The organism is Pannonibacter indicus, assembly GCF_001418225.1.
In the GTDB taxonomy this organism is placed as follows: Bacteria; Pseudomonadota; Alphaproteobacteria; order Rhizobiales; family Stappiaceae; genus Pannonibacter; species Pannonibacter indicus.
The window spans coordinates 45,064-63,836 of sequence record NZ_LIPT01000005.1 but is presented as its reverse complement, the minus strand read 5'-3'; the positions used below and the strand labels follow the sequence as shown (position 1 = coordinate 63,836).

Here is an 18,773-nt window from a genome sequence, read left to right as displayed (position 1 = left end):
TAATGGAGGTTGGCCGTGTCTCTCGATCTGGAAGTCGACGCCCTGCGCAAGGTGCCCCTGTTCCGGGGCATCGATGAAACCAAGTTGCGGCTTCTGGCATTTATCAGTGACCGGATCGGCTTTCAGCCGGGAGAGCATCTGTGCGAGCAGGGCGAGGAGGGCGATACGGCCTTCATCATTCTGAAGGGCGAGGCGGATGTGCGGGTGCGCAGCAACGGCCAGGACCAGACCGTGGCCATCGCCCGCCAGCATTCCATTGTCGGCGAGATCGCCATTCTCTGCGATGTGCCGCGAACCGCAACGCTGGTTGCCAGAACCGATATGGATGTGCTGTCTGTCAGCAAGGACGATTTCCTGAAACTTTTGAAAGAATTTCCTGATATGTCATTGGAAGTGATGAGAACTCTGGCCCAGCGTCTTGAGCGCACCACCCGCGATCTGGCCGCTGCCAGATCTGGTGAAGCGGCAGCATAGGGAGAGGCCGCGTGGCGGAAGATTTCTGGCTCCGGTGCTGGGGCGTGCGTGGTTCGACCCCCACTCCTGGGGCCGGCACCTTGAAGTATGGCGGCGAGACGGCCTGCTTCGAACTGAGGGCCGGAGACGCGCTCGTGCTGGTTGACTGCGGCTCTGGCGCCCGCAAGCTGGGCGCCGGCCTGTGCACGCAGGGAAGCCGGTCCTTTGACCTGCTCTTCACCCATACGCATCTCGACCACATCTGCGGCCTGCCCTTCTTCAAGCCCGCCTATGATCCGGCTTTCACCATCAATGCCTGGGCCGGTCATTTTCAGGACGATACGGACCTTACCGATATCATCTGCCGTATCATGTCGCCCCCGATCTTCCCCGTGGCCGCCAATACGCTGAAGGCAGTGACCTTCCGCAGCTTCCGCGCCGGGGAAAACCTGCCGCGGCAGGATGGCCTGTCGATCCGCACCATCCGCCTCAATCATCCGGGCGGGGCCTGCGGCTACCGCTTCGATTTTCAGGGCAAATCCATCTGCATCATCACCGACCACGAGCATGGCGATCCTGAGATCGACGCCAATGTGGAGCGCTTTGTCGCTGGTGCGGATGTGATGATCTACGACGCCATGTTCACGGATGAGGAGTATCCCACCTATCGCGGCTGGGGCCATTCCACCTGGCAGAAGGCAGTTGAGCTGTCGCAGAAGGCCGGGGTGAAGACGCCCGTCCTCTTCCACCATGACCCGCGCCGCATGGATGACGGGATGGACGAGATTGCCGCTGCCGCAAGTGCCGCCTATCCCGGCTGCCTGACCGCCATGGAAGGCATGATCCTGCGGCCATAAGGGGCGCAGGCGGTGAATTTCTCAAGCCCGTGCGGCGCTTGAGCCGTTTCAAGGCGTGATGCGTGAGCAGCGGAAGCCTTGATCTTACCGGGGCGGATGCCCCTGTTTTCCGCGTTCCCACTTCCGTACGGACGTTTGCTGCGCCATCCCCTCTTTCGCCGAAGGCTGTCCGGCTTGACCGCCTGCGACTTTCGGCGCAGAGTCTCCTCTATATGACGCAACCGTCAATGAATGCGTAAAAGCCAATATAAATCATTGGCTTGATTCAAAATAAACAGGAGGAACTCATGCAGCTCTCATCCGCCATTGCGGCTGTTGTCACCGGTGGTGCGTCGGGCCTGGGCGCGGCGACGGCCCGGCTTCTCGCCGCCAGCGGCGTGAAGGTGGCCCTGTTCGACCGCAATGCGGAGCAGGGCGAAGCGGTTGCGAAGGAAATTGGCGGGCTGTTCGTCTGCGTCGACGTGACGAGTGAGGAGAGCGTCAAGGCCGGTTTTGCCGCCGCCCGCAACGCCCATGGCGTGGAGCGCATCCTCGTCAACTGCGCGGGCATTGCCCCTGCCGCCAAAACCACCTCGCGCGGTGAACCGCATTCGCTGGAGCTGTTCGAGAAGGTGATCGCGGTCAATCTTACCGGCACCTTCCGCTGCATCGCCCATGCAGCCACCGCCATGTCGGCGCAGGACCCGCTGACCGCAGACGGCGAGCGCGGCGTCATCGTTTCCACCGCCTCTGTCGCGGCCTTTGATGGGCAGGTGGGGCAGGTGGCCTATGCCGCTTCCAAGGCCGGGATTGCCGGCATGACCCTGCCGATCGCCCGTGACCTGTCGAAGTCCGGCATCCGCGTTATGACCATTGCCCCCGGCATCTTTGAAACGCCCATGCTTCTGGGACTGCCGGCGGACGTGCAGAAGTCGCTGGGCGAGCAGGTGCCGTTCCCCTCGCGCCTCGGCAAGGCCGCCGAATATGCCCATCTGGTGAAGGCCATATGCGAGAACGAAATGCTCAACGGCGAAACCATCCGTCTCGATGGAGCCATCCGTATGGCCCCGCGCTGATGCCGGCTTTGGCCTGATACAGCAAATCATTGATGCCCAAAGGGCAATTTGCAAGACGCCGCATCAGGTCTTGATGCGGCGTTTTGTTTGGCGGCGTATCACTGCCGGGCAGAAGCGCGCATTCTTGCGCTTTTCCATAGACCTCTTCCGCAGCCATGAAGAAATCTGCTCACGCGGCCGCAATTTTAGTTGCAAGAAAGAGGTCTCATGGCACCCCGATTGCCCGATTTACCCGCACGCCCCCTCTCCCTGAAGGGGGATGTTGTATCCATGCCGAAGGCGCTGTTCTGGGTAGTGCCCATCGTGCTGGCGCCCGGCATTTCCCTTCTCGCATGGGAAGGGCCGGATCTTTGGCGTGACATCCGCATCAGCTTCAATCCGGTTGAAGCGGAAGGGGATGTGCGCAACGGCCAGTGCACCACCCGGCGCGGCGTCTTCACCGGCTGCAAGGCGCAGGTTGCCTATAGTTTCGAGGGCAAGGCCTATCAGAGCGATGTGCGCATCATGTTCCTCGGCATTCACATGGGGGACTATGAGGCGGGCGTCTTCATCTCCCGTGACAACCCGGAACTGGCAACGCTGACGCTCGGCCTCGACAAGCTCTTGAACCGCATCCTGACGCTTGGCGGCTTCTGCCTGCTGCTGTTCGGTATCTGCCTTTACAATGTCTTCCAGTATATCCGCGCCCTTGGGGTGCAGAAGCGCCTGCACAATCCGGCCGTCTTGAAGGAAATCCCGGTCGAAGTGACCGGATTTGAGACCAGGAAGGACAGCCTCTTCATCTCCTATACGGACAATCTGGCCGAGGACAAGACGGGCAGGTGACCCATATGCGGCTGGAAAACGGCCAGCTGCCGATGATTGCCGGCCAGTAGAATGGCCATGCGGTGTCTCTTGCCGTGCGCCATGGCAATTCGGCCCTGCCGGTGCTGCTGGATGATCAGCTTGCCCGTATCGTGATGACGGAGGAAGAGCGCCAGACCGCTCTGCGGCCACTGGACGGCCTCGACGTGCCGTCCGATGAAGGGGCTGCCACGCAGGCGATGGCGGGTCCTCCCGCTCCGTCGGCCAGTCAGGTGGTGATGCGCGGTGTGAAGGCTTTCGTGGGTATCATCCTGCTGATGATCGTGGGTGCGGTTGGCTTCTGGGTCTGGTACGTGACCAGTTCGTCCACCGCGTTCCAGCAGCCGGGCATGGAGATCAACAACATGATGCCCGAGCCGCTCAACCGCTGGGGCTGTGACCAGCTGAAGGCCCGCTTCGGCCACGACCGCGCCCCCTACGGCTGCACCGCTGCCGATCACCAGAGCTGGAAGTAACCGCGCTCTGTTGAGGGAAAAGAATGGTTCGGAGCCGAGCGGCTCCGGGCCATTTTCGTTCTTTTATCCCTCACAGCCTCTGCAGCAATGCCGGTGTCGGCCAGCCGTCGGCGGGGATGCCGAGGCGCTGCTGTTCGGTCTGGACGGCGCGGCGGGTGCCGGAGCCGAGGATGCCGTCGATCTTGCCCACGTCATGGCCGCGGGCCTGCAGCTTGGTCTGAAGCGCGCGCATGCCGGCATCATCCAGCCCCGGCTCCGGCGAGGTCTTGGCCAGAACAGGCGCACCGGCGAGGCGCGTTGCGAAATAGGCGGCGCTCGTCGTGTATATGAAGGACTGATTCCATTTCAGGTAAATGCCGAAATTGGGGAAGGCGAGGAAGGCCGGCCCCTTGCGCCCTTGCGGCAGAATGAGGGAGGCGGGCTGGCCACCGGCGGGCAGCGTGCCGTTGCGGGCCCGGACGCCAAGGCCCGCCCATTCGGAGACGGGCTTGGTCTTGTCGAGGCTGCTGTCTGCCCAAGGCAGGTTGTCCGGCGTCTCCACTTCAATGAGCCAGGGCTGGCCGCGCTGCCAGCCGAGAGACTGGATGAAATGCGCCGCTGTCAGGATGGCATCGGGCGCAGAGTTCTTCAGGTTCACGTGGTTGTCGCCATCGCCATCGACGCCGTAGCGGATGATGTCTTCGGGCAGCATCTGCACCTGGCCGATTTCGCCTGCCCAGGCGCCGGTGGTGGTGGCGGGATCCAGGTCGCCATGGGCCACCATATGCAGGGCGGCAATCAGTTGCGGCCGGAAGAGGTGCGGACGGCGGCAGTCATGCGCCAGTGTGGCGAGAGCGTTGAAGGTGTTGAAGTCGCCCTGCACGGCGCCGAAATCCGTCTCCAGCCCCCAGAAGGCGGTGATGACAGCGGCAGGAACGCCGTAGTCAGCCTCGGCGCGGGCAAAGACCTGCGCATATTTCTTCATATTGTTGGCGCCGTGCTGCAGGCGCGCGGAACTGACCGACCGGGCGGAAAACTCGGTGAAGGTCTGCTTGAAGACAGCCTGTCCCCGGTCGCGCGAGAGCACTTTCTTGTCGATCTGGGCATTGGCCAGAGCGCGCGCCGCGATGCCTTGCGGCACACCGCTGGCGACGGCTTCCTGCTCCACACCTGCGAGAAAGGCTTTGAAATCGCCACCGCATTTCTGCTGCGCCGCGAAGGCGGGCGTGGCGGTAAGGCCGGTCAGAAGGGCAAGTGTAGCGGCGCGGATGAGACTGCTGCGGGAAAGGGCTTTCATCAGGCGACTCCGTCTCTCCAAGGTTGCGAGAGGGTGGCCCGTCAGGGGGAAGCCGTCAACCGCCTGCAAAAGGGAGGCGGCAGGATGGCTCCTGCCGCCGGTCCGTCAGACAGGGCTTTCGCTCAGGCGAGCGAGAGCTTGACGTCAATGTTGTTGCGTGTGGCGTTGGAATAGGGGCAAACCTGATGGGCTTCCTCGATCAGCTTCTGTGCCTGTTCCTGCGGCAGGCCCGGCAGGGAAACGGCGAGGGAAACCTCAAGGCCGAAGCCGCCTTCCGAACGCGGGCCGATGCCCACCGTTGCGGTGACCGTGGTGTCGGCGGGAACCTTTACGCCTGTCTGGCCGCCCACGAACTTCATGGCGCCAAGAAAACAGGCCGAGTAGCCGGCGGCAAACAGCTTTTCCGGGTTGGCTGCATCACCACCCGCGCCGCCCAGTTCCTTCGGGGTGGAGAGGCTGACCTTGAAGGTGCCGTCGAGAGTCTCGGCGGAGCCGTCACGGCCACCGGTTGCGCGGGCTGCGGTGGTGTACAGAACGTTCACGGGCATTTCGGTCTCCTGTGTTTAAGTCGTGTGCGATTTAATCGCAAGAGATAGATAGGCTGATTGTGCCTGATTGTCAAGCGTTGCGATTTGATCGTGTGCGAACTAAATTCCTCTCCTGAAGGAGTAACCCATGACCCCATCCACCTGTTCCCCTGAAAGTGACGCCTCCGGCCCGCTGACGCTTGGGGATCTCCTGTGCTTTTCCGTCTATTCGGCCAATCACGCCTTCAACCGTGCCTACAAGCCGCTGCTGGAGGGGCTGGGCCTCACCTATCCGCAGTTTCTGGTGATGATGGTGCTGTGGGAGGAAGATGACCAGACGGTTGGCGGCCTCGGCCAGCGGCTGGGGCTGGAATCCAACACGCTGACGCCGCTGGTGAAGCGTCTGGAGGCCATGGAGCTTGTCGCCCGCCGCCGTGATGCGGCAGACGAGCGGCAGGTACGCGTCAAGCTGACGGACAAGGGCGCGGAGATGCGCAAGGCCGGGCAGGCGATCCCGGAATGCCTTGGCGGGGCCACCGGGCTGGATCTTGCGGAAATCCGCGACCTGAAGCGCAGGCTCGGAGAGCTTCAGCAGGCGCTGGAAAAGGCCACGGCAAGCCTCACGGCCTGAATGCCAGCCCTACTGGCAGTTGCCGCCGGATCTTGCTGTAAATGTCGAGGGCTGGGTGCCGGGCGCAAATTTGCGGTAACTGGCGCTGGAGCCGCAGGGCCCGCCCGAGGACTGAAACTCCTCCAGCGGCACGGATGGTGCAGGCTGCTGGGGCATAGCCTGCTGCGGCGGCAGTGGTGGCATTTGCGATCCCTGTGCCGGCGCAACGTAAGAGGGAGCACCGTAAGCGGGCTGGCCATAGGCAGGCAGGCCGTAAGCCGGAGCGCTGTATCCCGGAGCACTGTATCTCTGTGTCAGGCAGGTCCGGTAGGCGCTGTCGTAAAGCGCCTGCCAGACGCGCGGGTCCTGCGCCATGGTGCCGAGCACGCCAAGGGCTGCACCCGCATGGGCGCCGCGCTCTGCGCCGGAAGGACCAGCCCAGGCGCCACCCGCCACCGTGCCATTCATAGCGCCTTCCAGAATGCTGATGCCCATGTCCCGCCCGCCACCGGCATGGGCATTGGCAAAGTCCCGCGCCGAGGCATGGCACGCCATGTCCATCCCCTGAGCGGCTTCAGGCAGCAGGGCTCCCGCCGCCGTAAGGCCGGCGGCGAGACAGAAGACAGGAAACAAGGCACGGGCAGCCGGCATCGGGGAACTCCTTGGCCTCATCCTAGCACGATCCAGACCCTGGCGCCCACCATGGCCGGATTTTCACCCGGCCACCTGATGCGTCATTGCCCCCGTCACGTCCTTCAGGGCGGCCACCGTGCGGGTGAAGGAGGCCTTGCGGGCAGCGGGGTCGTGGATGTTGCCGTTGAACATGATTTCATCCGGCTGGTAGCGCTCGATCAGGCTGGCAAGCTGGCTGCGGATGGTCTGCGGCCCGCCGGTGACGCTGCATGAAAGAGCCATCTCCACCATGGCCAGCATTTGCGGATCGAGCACGGCGCGGATGTCCTCAACGGGGCGGGGCAGGGGGCCGGGCCGCCCGCTGCGCAGGTTGGCGAAGGCCTGCTGCATGGAAGAGCGCAGATAGGCGCCTTCCGAGTCATCCTCCCCGGCAAAGGCATTCACCGCCAGCATGAAATGCGGGCGCTCAAGATGACGGGACGGCTGGAAGCGGCTGCGGTAGATGGTGACCGCCTGATCCAGCGCCTGCGGCGCGAAATGCGAGGCAAAGGCATAGGGCAGCCCGAAATGGGCTGCCAGCTGCGCACCATAGAGGCTTGAGCCGAGGATCCAGACCGGAACTTCAGTGCCCTCTCCGGGGATGGCCCGCACCTGCGCACCGGGCTGGGCCGGGGAGAGGTAGCCGATCAGCTCTTCAACATCGGCCGGAAAGTCGTCCGAAGCCTGCAGCGTGCGGCGCAGGGCGCGGGCGGTGCCCATGTCGGTGCCGGGTGCACGGCCAAGACCCAGGTCGATGCGGCCGGGAAAGAAGGTCGCCAGCGTGCCGAACTGCTCGGCCACCACCAGTGGGGCATGGTTCGGCAGCATGATGCCGCCCGCACCGACGCGGATGCGCTTCGTCGCATTGGCCACCTGTCCGATGACGATCGCCGTGGCCGCGCTGGCGATGCCGGGCATGTTGTGGTGCTCGGCCAGCCAGTAGCGGGTGAAGCCGAGGTCTTCCGCATGGCGGGCAAGATCCAGCGTGCTGGCCAGCGCATCACGCGCGTCCGAGCCTTCGGGAATGGGGGAAAGATCCAGCATGCTGTAGGGCAGCATATGCGCCTCCGTGCTGTTTGCGGTGCAAAGGGTGGACAGGCGGAGATGGCCTGTTCTGTTCCCCCTTGAATTACGGACTGAGTAGTCCATATTCAAGGCCATGACGAAAAAGACTGCCGAACCACGCCTCTCTGCTGCCGGTGCAACTGCCGGTCCGGGCCGCCCGCGTTCCTATGACGAGGGTGAGGTTCTGCGCGCGGCGCTGGAGCTGTTCCGCCGTCAGGGCTTCGAGGCGACTTCGCTGGATGACCTGACACAGGCGATGGGCATCAGCCGTTCGTCACTTTATGCCGCCTTTGGCTCCAAGCAGGATGTGCTGCTCGCTGCGCTGCGCCGCTATTCGGCAACGGCGCTTGAGGCGCTGAAATCCATCGGCGATGCGCCGCATGCACACAGGGCAGAGGCGGTGGCCGCCATGCTGCGGGCGCTGGCGGACCCATCCGGCGGCAAGCATGGCTGCCTCCTGGTCAACTGCATCACCGAACTTGCGCCCCAGAACGAGGAGGTGGCCGCGCTTGGCCGCCATCATCTGGAGCGGATCGAGGCGATCATTGCCGAGGCACTGGATGAAAACGGGCCGGAGCCCCTGCGGGCCCGGGCAAGGGCGCTGGCAGCACTCGCCATCGGCACGCTGACCCTGCGCAAGTCCGGCCTGGACGAGGCCTATATTACCTCGGCGCTGGACGAAGGGCTCGCCCGGCTTCTGGCGCCCCCGCAAGCCGTCCCCGCCTAGCCCCCCCTCACGCATAACCGGATCTCAAATTCCGCCAAATTATGGACTGATTGATCCAGAAAGGGCGGAAAGCAACTCTGAAGAAGGAAGACATCATGACGGAAGCAAAGCTTTTCTCTCCCGTTCAGGCCGGCCGCATGAAGCTGTCGAACCGCATTGCCATGGCGCCGCTGACCCGCAACCGCGCACGCGCCGAAGATGACACGCCCTATGACATCCACGTGGAGTATTACGCCCAGCGTGCCAGCGCCGGCCTGATCATCACCGAAGCCTCGCAGATCAGCCCGCAGGGCAAGGGCTATGCCTGGACACCGGGCATCTATTCCGAGGCGCAGGTGGAAGGCTGGAAGAAGGTGACGGATGCTGTTCACGCCAAGGGTGGCAAGATCGTGATCCAGCTCTGGCACGTCGGCCGTATTTCGCACAATGTGCTGCAGCCGGGCGGCGCGGCGCCGGTCGCCCCCTCCGCCATCGCTGCCCAGTCCAAGGTCTATGACGGTACCGGTTTTGTCGATACGCCGCAGCCGCGCGCGCTGGAGACGTCCGAGATCGCCGGCATCGTCGCCGACTATGTGAAGGCTTCCCGCAATGCGATTGCCGCCGGGTTCGACGGGGTCGAGATCCACGCAGCCAACGGCTATCTCATCGACCAGTTCCTGCGCACCGGCTCCAACACCCGCACGGATGCCTATGGCGGCAGCCTGGAAAACCGCACCCGTTTCCTTAAGGAAGTCATGGACGCGGTGGTGGATGCCATCGGCGCGGACCGGGTGGGTGTGCGCCTCAGCCCCTTCTCCAATGCCAATGGCATTCATGATGACAACCCGGTCGAGACCTTCTCCCGCGCCGTGGACATTCTCAACGGCTACGGCCTTGCCTATCTGCACATGGTGGAAGGCCAGACCGGCGGCACGCGCGAGCTGAAGCCCGGCGAGGACATCGGCGCCCTGCGCGCCCGCTTCAACGGCATCTATATCGCCAACAACGGCTATGACCGGGCCAGCGCCATCGAGGCGGTGGAAAGCGGCCGCGCGGACATGGTTGCCTTTGGCCGGCCCTTCATTGCCAACCCGGATCTGGTTGAACGGCTGCGCCGGGACGCTCCACTCAACGAGCTGGACCGCGACACTCTCTATGGCGGTGGCACCAAGGGCTACACTGACTACCCGTTCCTTGCAGATAGTGCGGCTGCCTGAGGGCTGACGGCCTTCACTCGCCGGAGAACGGCATGAAGCTGCGCTCCGGTACGGTTCTTTGATAAGGAACCGTACCGGAGCGTACTCTTTTTGGGTTTTCCGCCCTTTCGCTCTCCCGAAAAACCTGCCAAACCCTACATCTGAAGCACGCAGCAAGCGTGAGGCGGACAAAGAGGCCGCCAATAGGACAATCCCAGGGAGTTCCAGATGCCCGCCTATCGTTCCAGAACCTCCACCCATGGCCGCAACATGGCCGGTGCGCGCGGCCTGTGGCGCGCCACGGGCATGAAGGACGGCGATTTCGGCAAGCCGATCATCGCCATTGCCAACTCCTTCACCCAGTTCGTTCCGGGCCATGTGCACCTGAAGGACCTTGGCCAGCTTGTCGCCCGTGAAGTCGAGAAGGCTGGCGGTGTAGCCAAGGAATTCAATACCATCGCGGTGGATGACGGCATCGCCATGGGCCATGACGGCATGCTCTATTCGCTCCCCTCGCGCGAGATCATCGCCGATGCGGTCGAGTACATGGTCAATGCCCATTGCGCCGATGCGCTGGTCTGCATTTCCAACTGCGACAAGATCACGCCGGGCATGCTGATGGCGGCCATGCGCCTGAATATCCCGGTGGTCTTCGTCTCTGGCGGCCCGATGGAAGCGGGCAAGGCGGTGCTGGCTGACGGCACCACCAAGGCGCTGGATCTGGTGGATGCCATGGTGGCAGCAGCCGATGACCGCGTGTCCGAAGAGGACGTGAAGGTGATCGAGCGCTCCGCATGCCCCACCTGTGGCTCCTGCTCGGGCATGTTCACCGCTAATTCGATGAACTGCCTCACCGAAGCGCTGGGCCTTGCCCTGCCGGGCAATGGCTCGACGCTGGCCACCCACGCCGACCGCAAGCGCCTGTTCGTGGAAGCCGGCCACCTGATCGTCGATCTCGCCCGCCGCTACTACGAGCAGGACGACGAAAGCGTGCTGCCGCGTAGCATCGCCTCGTTCAAGGCCTTCGAGAACGCCATGACGCTGGACATCGCCATGGGCGGGTCCACCAACACGGTTCTGCATCTTCTCGCCGCCGCCTATGAGGGCGAGGTGAATTTCACCATGGCCGATATCGACCGGCTGTCGCGCCGCGTGCCGGTGCTCTGCAAGGTCGCGCCTTCCGTGCCGGATGTGCACATGGAAGACGTGCACCGCGCTGGCGGCATCATGGGCATTCTGGGCGAGCTGGACCGCGCCGGTCTCATCGACACCTCGCTGCCGGTCGTTCATGCTCCCAGCCTGAAGGACGCGCTGGACCGCTGGGACGTTGTGCGCACCAAGAGCGAAGCCGTTCACACCTTCTACTCGGCAGCCCCTGGCGGCGTGCCGACGCAGGAAGCCTTCTCCCAGTCGCGCCGCTATAGCGAAGGCGTCGATACCGACCGCAAGAACGGCGTCATCCGCTCGGCGGAGCATGCTTTCTCCAAGGACGGCGGCCTCGCCGTGCTCTTCGGCAACATCGCGCTGGATGGCTGCATCGTAAAAACGGCGGGCGTGGACGAGAGCATCCTGAAGTTCTCTGGCCCGGCCTATATCTGCGAAAGCCAGGATCAGGCGGTGAGCGACATTCTCACCGGTAAGGTCAAGGCAGGCGATGTGGTGGTCATCCGCTATGAAGGCCCGAAGGGCGGCCCCGGCATGCAGGAAATGCTCTATCCGACAAGCTACCTGAAGTCCAAGGGCCTCGGCAAGGCCTGTGCGCTTGTCACCGATGGCCGCTTCTCCGGCGGCACCTCGGGCCTGTCCATCGGCCACGCTTCCCCGGAAGCGGCTGAAGGTGGCGCCATCGGTCTGGTGGAGCATGGCGACCCCATCGTCATCGACATCCCGAACCGCATCATCCGTGTGGATGTGAGCGACGAGGTGCTGGCCGAACGCCGCGCGAAGATGGAAGCCAAAGGCGCTGACGCCTGGAAGCCGGAAAAGCCGCGTACCCGCAAGGTTTCGGCAGCTCTCAAGGCCTATGCCGCCCTCACGACCTCCGCCGCCCGCGGCGCCGTGCGTGACGTGGACCAGCTGACACGCAAGTAACCTTTTCGGAAGGTGCAAAATCAAAGAGCCGCCGGTTCTGCCGGCGGCTTTTTCTTTTGGCCAGTTCAAGGCGCCGGCCTTCAGTTCCGGCGGCTGTGCGCCTCGCGCCCCCGCGCCTTGCGGCCGTAAAGCCAATCGCCAAAAACGCCGAGGCTCACCGTCACAAGCATGCCGAACAGAAGGCTCCAGCCGAAAATGTAAGAAATAACGATGCCGCCGAAGAAGCCGGCGATCATGCTCATCAATTCAATAATCACGTTGCGTTGCATGCGGGCTTCCGCCGGCTCCTGCAGGACTGGTAAACACCTATGTCTCTGATACGCAACTTTGGTATGTCATAGGCTGCACTCTTGTCACGTAAAAATCTTTGAGAGAGAAGGAAATATCGTTTTTTGAATTGTATTACTAAGGGTGATCAATGTTTGAATTGCCTAATGCGAAATGATGTTCACCTCATGAGAAGTTTGTTTCTTGAATTTGAAATTTTATCTGAAAAATATCGCGCCCAGGTTGATCGCAAGGTGTAGCAACGGGCGTGATACGGATGCCGATCCGATTCAGTGCTGACCGGATCTGACTCCCTTGTCCCGTTGCATGATAGTTCCCGCGCTGGATCCGTCAGCCAGAGGAACTGGCGCGCAGGACCATGCCGAACAGATCCCGCGGATCATCCGGGTCCGCCAGAAGATCGAGCATTTCGCAATAAGGCAGATCCTTCAAAAGCCCGCGCAGATAACGCAGGGCAGAGAAATCCTCCACCGCAAAGCCGACGGAATCGAACAGCGTCGTTTCCAGCGCCGACCGGCGGCCCGGCGCGTCTCCGGCAATCACCTGCCACAGTTCCGTGACCGGATGATCTGCCGCAAGCTGCTGGATCTCGCCCTCGATGCGGGTCTGGGGCGTGTATTCGACAAAGATGGACGAGCGCAGCAGGATATCCCGGTGGAGTTCCGTCTTGCCGGGGCAGTCGCCGCCCACCGCGTTGATGTGCTGGCCGCTGGCCACCATGTTGTCAGTGAGGATGGTCGCCCGCTGCTTGTCCGCCGTCACCGTGGTGATGATGGCAACACCTTCAACTGCTTCTTCGGCGCTGGAGCAGACGGTGATGTCGAAGCCGAAACCTTCAAGATTGCGGGCGCAGCGGCGGCTGGCCGCCGGGTCGATATCATAGAGCCGCAAGCGGTCCAAACCCAGAAGCTTGCGGAAGGCGAGAGCCTGAAACTCCGACTGTGCGCCATTGCCGATGATCGCCATGGACCGGGCATCCGCCGGGGCCAGATATTTTGCCGCCAGTGCCGACATGGCGGCGGTGCGCAGGGCGGTGAGGATCGTCATCTCCGACAGAAGCACCGGATAGCCTGTCTCCACCTCTGCCAGCACGCCAAAGGCCGTCACCGTCTGGCGGCCGGTGCGGGTGTTCTTCGGATGTCCGTTCACATATTTGAAGCCATAGGCAACGCCGTCCGACGCAGGCATCAGCTCGATGACGCCTTCCCTCGAATGGGAGGCGACGCGCGGCGTCTTGTCGAACAGCGTCCAGCGGCGGAAATCCTCCTCGATCACAGCCGCAAGCCCCTCGATGAAGGCCTCGACGCCAACTGCATTCAGAATGCGCATCATGTTACCGACGCTGACGAAGGGTACCAGTGCGAGAGGCGAGGGGGCATCCTGTGCCGGATGGCTGGCGGTGGTGGTCATTTTCTGGCTCCCGTTCAGTAGCTGCGGGTCGGGCGGTCCATGACGCGCCGTCCAAAGAGGCTCGCGGTCAGGTCCACCATCAGCCGGGCGGTGCGGCCCCGGTCATCGAGAAAGGGGTTCAGTTCCACCAGGTCCAGCGAGGTGACGAGGCCGCTGTCATGCAGCATCTCCATCACCAGATGCGCTTCGCGGAAGGTGACTCCCCCCGGCACGGTGGTGCCGACCGCCGGAGCGATGTCCGGGTCGATGAAATCCACATCAAGGCTCACATGCAGGAAGCCGTTGGCGCGGGCGCAGCGCTCCAGAAACGGCTCCAGCAGGCGGGCGATGCCGTTCTCGTCAATGGCGCGCATGTCATGGGCGGTGATGCCGAGTTCCCGGATCAGCGCCCGCTCCGGCGGATCGACCGAGCGCAGACCCAGCAGGCAGAGGTTGCCCGGCGATATAGGCGTGTCCAGCTTCTCACCCAGCAGCACGTCAAAGCCCGGCAGGCCGCAGGCAAAGGCAACAGGCGTGCCGTGCAGATTGCCGCTGACCGTGCTTTCGAAGGTGTTGATGTCGGAATGGGCGTCGAGCCACAGCACGAATTGCGGCCGCCCGGCACCGGCCGCATGGGCTGCGTGCCCGGCGAGGGTGCCAAGAGCCAGCGCATGGTCGCCGCCCATGTAGATGGGCATCTGCGGCCCCGCCGCCAGAGACCGGGCCTTGCGGTAAAGCGCCCGCGTCCAGCCGGCAACGGCGCGCAGGTTCTTCAGCTTCGGGTCCGTGTCCGGAACGTCGAGCGCCTGATCCGGCGCAACGTCGCCGTGGTCCTCTACAACAAGGCCAAGCGCTTCCAGTTCCTGCTGAAGACCGGCGGTGCGATAGGCGGCCGGTCCCATCAGACAGCCCCTGCGCCCTGCGCCTGCTTCCACCGGTGCTCCCACAAGCGCAATCTGCGTCATCCCTCGGCCTCCTTCACTGCGGATCTGCATCTCTTCCAGAGTGCAGCCATCAGATGGCAGCCTGAAGACAAAAAATTGCGCACTCTGGGCAGCAGACTATCCAGAGTGATAAGCTGAACTTCCCAAACTGGAAGGATGCCGCATGCTGGACGATACGGATCTTGCGCTGATTGCTGCGCTCAGGGCTGATGGACGCCGCTCGATCTCGGATCTGGCGCTGGACCTGAAGCTTTCCCGCGCCACCGTGCGGGCACGCCTGTCGCGGCTGGTGGAAAGCGGCGAGATCCAGGGCTTCACCGCCGTTCTGCGCAATGAGGGGCAGGACCTGCCGATCCGCGCCATGATGATGCTGGCCATCGAGGGCAAGCGGGCCGATACGGTGATCCGCCGCCTCAGCGGCATGCCGGAAGCCCGCTCGATCCACACCACCAATGGCCGCTGGGATCTGGTGATCGAGCTCGCCACCCCGGATCTCGCCTCCTTCGACGCCGCCCTCCACCGCATCCGCCTCATAGAAGGCGTCTCCGCCACCGAAACCAGCCTGATGCTGTCAGCGGTGAAGACCTGGCGGCGGTGAGGACCGCCGGAATGCAAGAGGGCCCGGCAGGGTGGTGCCTGCCGGGCTTGTTTCCTGTTGCTGTAGCGCCTTACGCCCGGCGCGTCTTCACCAGGCGGGTCACCACGTTCTCGATGATGCGGTGGCCGGCGTCCTGATCGAGGGACATGATGCTTTCCGGGTGGAACTGGACGGCGGCGATCGGCTCGCTGGTGTGCTCGATGGCCATGATCACCCCGTCTTCCGTCTCCGCCGTGATGCGGAAATCAGCGGGCAGCTTGTCCTTCTTCGCAAACAGCGAGTGGTAGCGGCCGACCGTGACCGGCGAACTCAAGCCCTCGAACAGAACCGAATTGCCGGTGAGGCTGATGGGCGAGGGCTTGCCGTGCATCGGCACGTCCAGCTGGCCAAGTTCTCCGCCCAGCCCTTCGGCCAGAGCCTGAAGGCCGAGGCAGACGCCGAATAGCGGCAGTCCGCGCGCGCGCGCGCGGCCGATGGTGGCGGCGCAGTCGAAGTCCTTCGGGCTGCCGGGACCGGGGGAGAGCACCACCAGATCCGGGTTCACGTCATGGAACACGTGGTCTGCAACAGGCGTGCGGTAGGTGACCACATCGGCCCCTGTCTGGCGGAAGTAGTTGGCCAGCGTATGGACGAAACTGTCCTCATGGTCTACCAGCAGGATCTTGAGGCCCGCACCTGGCTTCTTCTCGCGCACGGTTTCCGTGGCCTTCACGGCCAGCCCCGCCTCGCGCACGGCGGCGCGCATGGCTTCGGCCTTCAGCTCGGTCTCGGCCTCTTCCTCTTCCGGAATGCTGTCATAGAGCAGCGTGGCACCGGCGCGGATCTGCGCGACACCATCCTTGATGCGCACGGTGCGCAGGGTGAGGCCGGTGTTCATGTCGCCGTTGAACAGCACGGCGCCGATGGCCCCGCCATACCAGGCGCGGGAGCTTTTTTCGTTGTTCTCGATGAATTCCATCGCCCAGCGCTTCGGCGCACCGGTGACGGTGACGGCCCAGGCATGGGAAAGGAAGGCGTCGAGCGCGTCCATGTCCTCGCGCAGGATGCCTTCGATATGGTCCACCGTGTGGATCAGGCGGGAATACATCTCGATCTGGCGCCGGCCGATGACCTTGACCGAGCCGGGCACGCAGACGCGGCTCTTGTCGTTGCGGTCCACGTCCGAGCACATGGTCAGCTCCGCCTCATCCTTGGCGGAATTCAGCAGCTTGCGGATCTGCGCCTCATCCTCGATGGCATTCTTGCCGCGCCGGATGGTGCCGGAGATGGGGCAGGTTTCCACCCGCCGCCCGCCGGTGACGCGCACATACATCTCCGGCGAGGCGCCGACGAGATATTCCGCATTGCCGAGGTTGATGAAGAAGGAATAGGGCGAGGGGTTGATCTGCTGCAGGCGGCGGGAGACGGCCGAGGGCGGGTTGGCGCAGGGCTCGAAGAAGGTCTGACCCGGCACGGTCTCGAACAGGTCGCCCCGGCGGAAGTATTCCTTGGCCCGGTCCACGATCTTCGCATACTCCCCCGGCTCATGGTCGCCCCGGCCCGGATCTTCATTGGCCGGCTGATAGGGCCGCTTCTCTCCATCACGCGGCAGGCCATGGGTGCGCTTGCCATCGACCTCGAAGTCATATTCCAGCACATAGGCGCGGCGGCCATGGTGGTCGACGATGAGGATTTCGTCGGGCAGGAACAGCACCAGATCGCGCTGGTCCGCCGGGCGCTTCAGCTTCAGCTCGATCGGCTCGAACTGGAAGGCAAGGTCGTAGCCGAAGGCACCGTAAAGGCCGAGCTGATCGTCATCACAGGCAAACAGTTCCTTGATGGCACGCACGATGGAGAAGGTGGAGGCCTGACGTGAGCGGTCTTCCTCGCGGAAGGGGGCGGCGGGCTTGCGCACCGTCAGGGTCATGCGGCCTTCGGTGGCGGTAAAGTCTTCCACGTCCGGATGGGCGGCGAGCACCCCGGAAATGGCGGGCAGCAGGATAAGGCCACGGGCATTGAGGGCGCGGATTTCCACGTTGCGCCCTGCCGATTCCAGCACCAGCGGCGGATTGACCAGCGCCATGTCCCAGCGGGTGTAGCGGCCCGGATATTCATAGGAGGAGGAGAGGACCGCGCCGCGCTCTGCATCCAGCCTGTCGATCCAGCGGGAGGTTCCTTCCGCATAGTCTGCCGGGCGTGCGCCGCGCGTGACGGCAATGCCGCCCTTGGTCTTGAAAGTCTGCTCAGCCGGTACCGGCATTCGTCCATCCTCCAGTTCAGGTCCAGGCCTTCCTCCGGCCAGACCCCAGACAGACCAAAGGCCGCCTGCGGGTCTTGCCGCGGCGGCCTTTGGGTCAACTTCGATCACGTCAGAACATGAGAAATCGCAAGGCCGCCAATCAAGCGTCCTGCCACCACCAGCCCATGCGGATCATCTGCGTGTTCATGCCTGTTTGCCTAGCGCAGCCACAGGCGGCAGGCAACCGGGGAAATGGCGTAAAGACCACCCCAGCGCCACTTGCCTGACCCCTGTTGCAAAATAGACCAGTCGCTTCAAGCTTGAATTATTTGTGTCCTTACGGGACGGCTCTTTTCATCTTTCACAGCCCGAAAATCGCTCCCGTCCGGCAGTTGCGCACCTTGTCGGCGGTGGTGCCGTTCCAGTGGAAGTCGAAGTGATCGGCTTGCAGGGGAACGGGGATGAGGTCCGGCCAGAAGATGGCGGCACATTCTCCGCCTTCGCAGCGGACGCTGCGGTAGATGACGCCGTTGGAACCTGAGGCTCTGAGTTCCCGGCCCAGCGCCTGCGAGGGGGCATAGTCATCCGGGTGGTGATAGCGGATGTCCGGTCTTGCATCATGCAGCTCAAGATCGAGGCGGCAGGTGAGCATGCGGAACTGGGAGGTCCAGCCCGGCGCTTCCTGCGTGGCCCGCATGGTGCGGCCGTGATGATGGGCGACTTCCCGGATTGCCACTTCCTCGGCATTGCCCGCGCTGTAGACGCCATAGGTGCCATCGGTGAAGCGGCCCGGCCGGTCTGTGCTGACATGGACGAAAGGCGCCATCACATAGCTGGCGCCGGGGCCGCTCACCCGCCGGTGCGGCGGCACCAGATCCAGTTGCCCGAGATGCTCCCAGATACGCGGATTGGTTTTCGATTCGGCCGAGGCAAGCGCTTCCCAGTCCTGCGGGTCGGCAATGTCCTCGAACAGATCAACCGGCGGATGGATGGAACGGATGAGGCGGAAGGCGCTCTGCCACTCCACCCGTGTCAGGGGCAGGGCGCTCATCAGAAGCCGCCGCGCTCTGCATCGAGATAGGCGCGCACGCGGGCCAGCGAGAATATGTCGCCCTGCACCATCACCTCGGCCGGCGAACGCCCGCCGAACACCGGATTGGGTTTGCGCACCCAGGCATAACCGCGCTCCGCCTCGGTGAAGAGATAACGCAGGCCCTTGTGGATGCCCATCAGCAGGGAGAGGCGGGTGGCAAGGTCACGGTCGATACGCCCCGGCTCACCCGCCTTCCAGCGCGCATGGGTGCGGGCCGGGAGGCCGCCGAGGATCTCCCGCGCCTGCGCATCGGACAACTGCCAGCGTTCGAACAGCCGGATCACCGCCCGCGCCATCGCTGCCGCTTCTTCGGCGGTGATCTGCGGCACGTCCGGCACAGCCCGGGTGCGGGGGATTTCCTGCAGCATGATCAGCTCCTTTTGGCAAAAAATAAGATATTTAATGCCAAATGGCAA

20 protein-coding genes are annotated in these 18,773 nt (G+C 63.6%); 10 read left to right on the top strand and 10 right to left on the bottom strand.

Translation table 11 applies throughout. The annotated features are described in order from the left end of the window. Positions 1-15 precede the first annotated feature (15 nt). The 5 genes from ASC48_RS09800 to ASC48_RS20175 all read left to right on the top strand — a co-directional run bounded on the left by ASC48_RS09800 (position 16) and on the right by ASC48_RS20175 (position 3,684). On the top strand, positions 16-474 hold the full coding sequence (locus tag ASC48_RS09800; protein ID WP_055455697.1) for a cyclic nucleotide-binding domain-containing protein: 459 nt from the start codon (positions 16-18) through the stop codon (positions 472-474). An 11-nt stretch (positions 475-485) separates the two neighbouring features. Next, positions 486-1,310: an MBL fold metallo-hydrolase gene (locus ASC48_RS09795; protein WP_055455578.1), complete on the top strand. Its 825-nt coding sequence runs from the start codon at positions 486-488 to the stop codon at positions 1,308-1,310. A 287-nt stretch (positions 1,311-1,597) separates the two neighbouring features. After that, positions 1,598-2,365 (top strand): SDR family NAD(P)-dependent oxidoreductase, encoded by a 768-nt coding sequence (locus tag ASC48_RS09790; protein ID WP_055455577.1) that lies wholly within the window; start codon positions 1,598-1,600, stop codon positions 2,363-2,365. Positions 2,366-2,635: 270 nt separating this feature from the next. Next, the gene (locus ASC48_RS20180; protein WP_341860379.1) at positions 2,636-3,190 is read left to right on the top strand and encodes a hypothetical protein; all 555 of its coding nucleotides are present in this window, start codon (positions 2,636-2,638) and stop codon (positions 3,188-3,190) included. 62 nt (positions 3,191-3,252) lie between these two features. After that, positions 3,253-3,684, top strand: a complete 432-nt coding sequence (locus tag ASC48_RS20175) for a hypothetical protein (protein WP_341860378.1) — start codon at positions 3,253-3,255, stop codon at positions 3,682-3,684. A 70-nt stretch (positions 3,685-3,754) separates the two neighbouring features. Here the strand turns inward: ASC48_RS20175 and ASC48_RS09780 are convergent, their stop codons facing one another. Then, a complete protein-coding gene (locus ASC48_RS09780) occupies positions 3,755-4,960 on the bottom strand; it encodes a lytic murein transglycosylase (protein ID WP_055455576.1) in 1,206 nt (401 codons plus the stop codon). A 122-nt stretch (positions 4,961-5,082) separates the two neighbouring features. After that, entirely contained in the window at positions 5,083-5,508 is a 426-nt protein-coding gene (locus ASC48_RS09775) for an organic hydroperoxide resistance protein (protein ID WP_019962606.1), read from the bottom strand. A 127-nt stretch (positions 5,509-5,635) separates the two neighbouring features. On the opposite strand from ASC48_RS09775, the gene ASC48_RS09770 reads away from it, so the two are divergent. Continuing rightward, positions 5,636-6,118 carry a MarR family winged helix-turn-helix transcriptional regulator gene (locus tag ASC48_RS09770; protein WP_082440068.1) on the top strand — a complete coding sequence of 161 codons (483 nt, stop codon included), beginning with the start codon at positions 5,636-5,638 and terminating at the stop codon, positions 6,116-6,118. Between the two features lie 9 nt (positions 6,119-6,127). Here the strand turns inward: ASC48_RS09770 and ASC48_RS09765 are convergent, their stop codons facing one another. Next, positions 6,128-6,652: a hypothetical protein gene (locus tag ASC48_RS09765; RefSeq protein WP_167345129.1), complete on the bottom strand. Its 525-nt coding sequence runs from the start codon at positions 6,650-6,652 to the stop codon at positions 6,128-6,130. A gap of 159 nt (positions 6,653-6,811) precedes the next feature. After that, positions 6,812-7,828: an LLM class flavin-dependent oxidoreductase gene (locus ASC48_RS09760; RefSeq protein ID WP_055455574.1), complete on the bottom strand. Its 1,017-nt coding sequence runs from the start codon at positions 7,826-7,828 to the stop codon at positions 6,812-6,814. A gap of 100 nt (positions 7,829-7,928) precedes the next feature. On the opposite strand from ASC48_RS09760, the gene ASC48_RS09755 reads away from it, so the two are divergent. The 3 genes from ASC48_RS09755 (at position 7,929) to ilvD (ending at position 11,827) form a co-directional block, all read left to right on the top strand. Continuing rightward, positions 7,929-8,561 carry a TetR/AcrR family transcriptional regulator gene (locus ASC48_RS09755; protein WP_055455573.1) on the top strand — a complete coding sequence of 211 codons (633 nt, stop codon included), beginning with the start codon at positions 7,929-7,931 and terminating at the stop codon, positions 8,559-8,561. A 95-nt stretch (positions 8,562-8,656) separates the two neighbouring features. Continuing rightward, the gene (locus tag ASC48_RS09750; protein ID WP_055455695.1) at positions 8,657-9,757 is read left to right on the top strand and encodes an alkene reductase; all 1,101 of its coding nucleotides are present in this window, start codon (positions 8,657-8,659) and stop codon (positions 9,755-9,757) included. A 207-nt stretch (positions 9,758-9,964) separates the two neighbouring features. Then, positions 9,965-11,827 carry a dihydroxy-acid dehydratase gene (gene ilvD / locus ASC48_RS09745; protein WP_055455572.1) on the top strand — a complete coding sequence of 621 codons (1,863 nt, stop codon included), beginning with the start codon at positions 9,965-9,967 and terminating at the stop codon, positions 11,825-11,827. 80 nt (positions 11,828-11,907) lie between these two features. Here ilvD and ASC48_RS09740 read toward each other — a convergent pair whose 3' ends face one another. The 3 genes from ASC48_RS09740 to rocF form a co-directional block, all read right to left on the bottom strand. After that, on the bottom strand, positions 11,908-12,096 hold the full coding sequence (locus ASC48_RS09740) for a hypothetical protein (protein ID WP_055455571.1): 189 nt from the start codon (positions 12,094-12,096) through the stop codon (positions 11,908-11,910). Positions 12,097-12,445: 349 nt separating this feature from the next. Beyond that, positions 12,446-13,525, bottom strand: coding sequence for an ornithine cyclodeaminase (locus ASC48_RS09735; RefSeq protein WP_055455570.1), 1,080 nt, complete (start codon positions 13,523-13,525; stop codon positions 12,446-12,448). 14 nt (positions 13,526-13,539) lie between these two features. Next, positions 13,540-14,469: an arginase gene (gene rocF, locus ASC48_RS09730; RefSeq protein WP_055455569.1), complete on the bottom strand. Its 930-nt coding sequence runs from the start codon at positions 14,467-14,469 to the stop codon at positions 13,540-13,542. Positions 14,470-14,614: 145 nt separating this feature from the next. Here rocF and ASC48_RS09725 point away from each other — a divergent pair, with 145 nt between their 5' ends. Beyond that, positions 14,615-15,046, top strand: a complete 432-nt coding sequence (locus tag ASC48_RS09725) for an Lrp/AsnC family transcriptional regulator (protein ID WP_055455694.1) — start codon at positions 14,615-14,617, stop codon at positions 15,044-15,046. Positions 15,047-15,116: 70 nt separating this feature from the next. On the opposite strand, the gene ASC48_RS09720 is transcribed toward ASC48_RS09725, so the two are convergent. The 3 genes from ASC48_RS09720 to ASC48_RS09710 form a co-directional block, all read right to left on the bottom strand. After that, the gene (locus ASC48_RS09720; protein WP_055455568.1) at positions 15,117-17,285 is read right to left on the bottom strand and encodes an anthranilate synthase component I; all 2,169 of its coding nucleotides are present in this window, start codon (positions 17,283-17,285) and stop codon (positions 15,117-15,119) included. Between the two features lie 340 nt (positions 17,286-17,625). Beyond that, positions 17,626-18,315 carry an RES family NAD+ phosphorylase gene (locus ASC48_RS09715; RefSeq protein WP_082440066.1) on the bottom strand — a complete coding sequence of 230 codons (690 nt, stop codon included), beginning with the start codon at positions 18,313-18,315 and terminating at the stop codon, positions 17,626-17,628. Next, entirely contained in the window at positions 18,315-18,725 is a 411-nt protein-coding gene (locus tag ASC48_RS09710) for an MbcA/ParS/Xre antitoxin family protein (protein WP_055455693.1), read from the bottom strand. Before ASC48_RS09710 ends, ASC48_RS09715 begins: the two co-directional genes overlap by 1 nt. Between the last annotated feature and the right edge of the window lie 48 nt (positions 18,726-18,773).

Bases quoted from the DNA above. Each gene is read 5' to 3' on its own strand.
- ASC48_RS09790 (WP_055455577.1), top strand. From the start codon at position 1,598: ATGCAGCTCTCATCCGCCATTGCGGCTGTTGTCACCGGTGGTGCGTCG.
- ASC48_RS20180 (WP_341860379.1), top strand. From the start codon at position 2,636: ATGCCGAAGGCGCTGTTCTGGGTAGTGCCCATCGTGCTGGCGCCCGGC.
- ASC48_RS09780 (WP_055455576.1), bottom strand. From the start codon at position 4,960: ATGAAAGCCCTTTCCCGCAGCAGTCTCATCCGCGCCGCTACACTTGCC.
- ASC48_RS09775 (WP_019962606.1), bottom strand. From the start codon at position 5,508: ATGCCCGTGAACGTTCTGTACACCACCGCAGCCCGCGCAACCGGTGGC.
- ASC48_RS09770 (WP_082440068.1), top strand. From the start codon at position 5,636: ATGACCCCATCCACCTGTTCCCCTGAAAGTGACGCCTCCGGCCCGCTG.
- ASC48_RS09765 (WP_167345129.1), bottom strand. From the start codon at position 6,652: ATGGCGTGCCATGCCTCGGCGCGGGACTTTGCCAATGCCCATGCCGGT.
- ASC48_RS09760 (WP_055455574.1), bottom strand. From the start codon at position 7,828: ATGCTGCCCTACAGCATGCTGGATCTTTCCCCCATTCCCGAAGGCTCG.
- ASC48_RS09755 (WP_055455573.1), top strand. From the start codon at position 7,929: ATGACGAAAAAGACTGCCGAACCACGCCTCTCTGCTGCCGGTGCAACT.
- ASC48_RS09750 (WP_055455695.1), top strand. From the start codon at position 8,657: ATGACGGAAGCAAAGCTTTTCTCTCCCGTTCAGGCCGGCCGCATGAAG.
- ilvD (WP_055455572.1), top strand. From the start codon at position 9,965: ATGCCCGCCTATCGTTCCAGAACCTCCACCCATGGCCGCAACATGGCC.
- ASC48_RS09740 (WP_055455571.1), bottom strand. From the start codon at position 12,096: ATGCAACGCAACGTGATTATTGAATTGATGAGCATGATCGCCGGCTTC.
- ASC48_RS09735 (WP_055455570.1), bottom strand. From the start codon at position 13,525: ATGACCACCACCGCCAGCCATCCGGCACAGGATGCCCCCTCGCCTCTC.
- rocF (WP_055455569.1), bottom strand. From the start codon at position 14,469: ATGACGCAGATTGCGCTTGTGGGAGCACCGGTGGAAGCAGGCGCAGGG.
- ASC48_RS09720 (WP_055455568.1), bottom strand. From the start codon at position 17,285: ATGCCGGTACCGGCTGAGCAGACTTTCAAGACCAAGGGCGGCATTGCC.
- ASC48_RS09715 (WP_082440066.1), bottom strand. From the start codon at position 18,315: ATGAGCGCCCTGCCCCTGACACGGGTGGAGTGGCAGAGCGCCTTCCGC.
- ASC48_RS09710 (WP_055455693.1), bottom strand. From the start codon at position 18,725: ATGCTGCAGGAAATCCCCCGCACCCGGGCTGTGCCGGACGTGCCGCAG.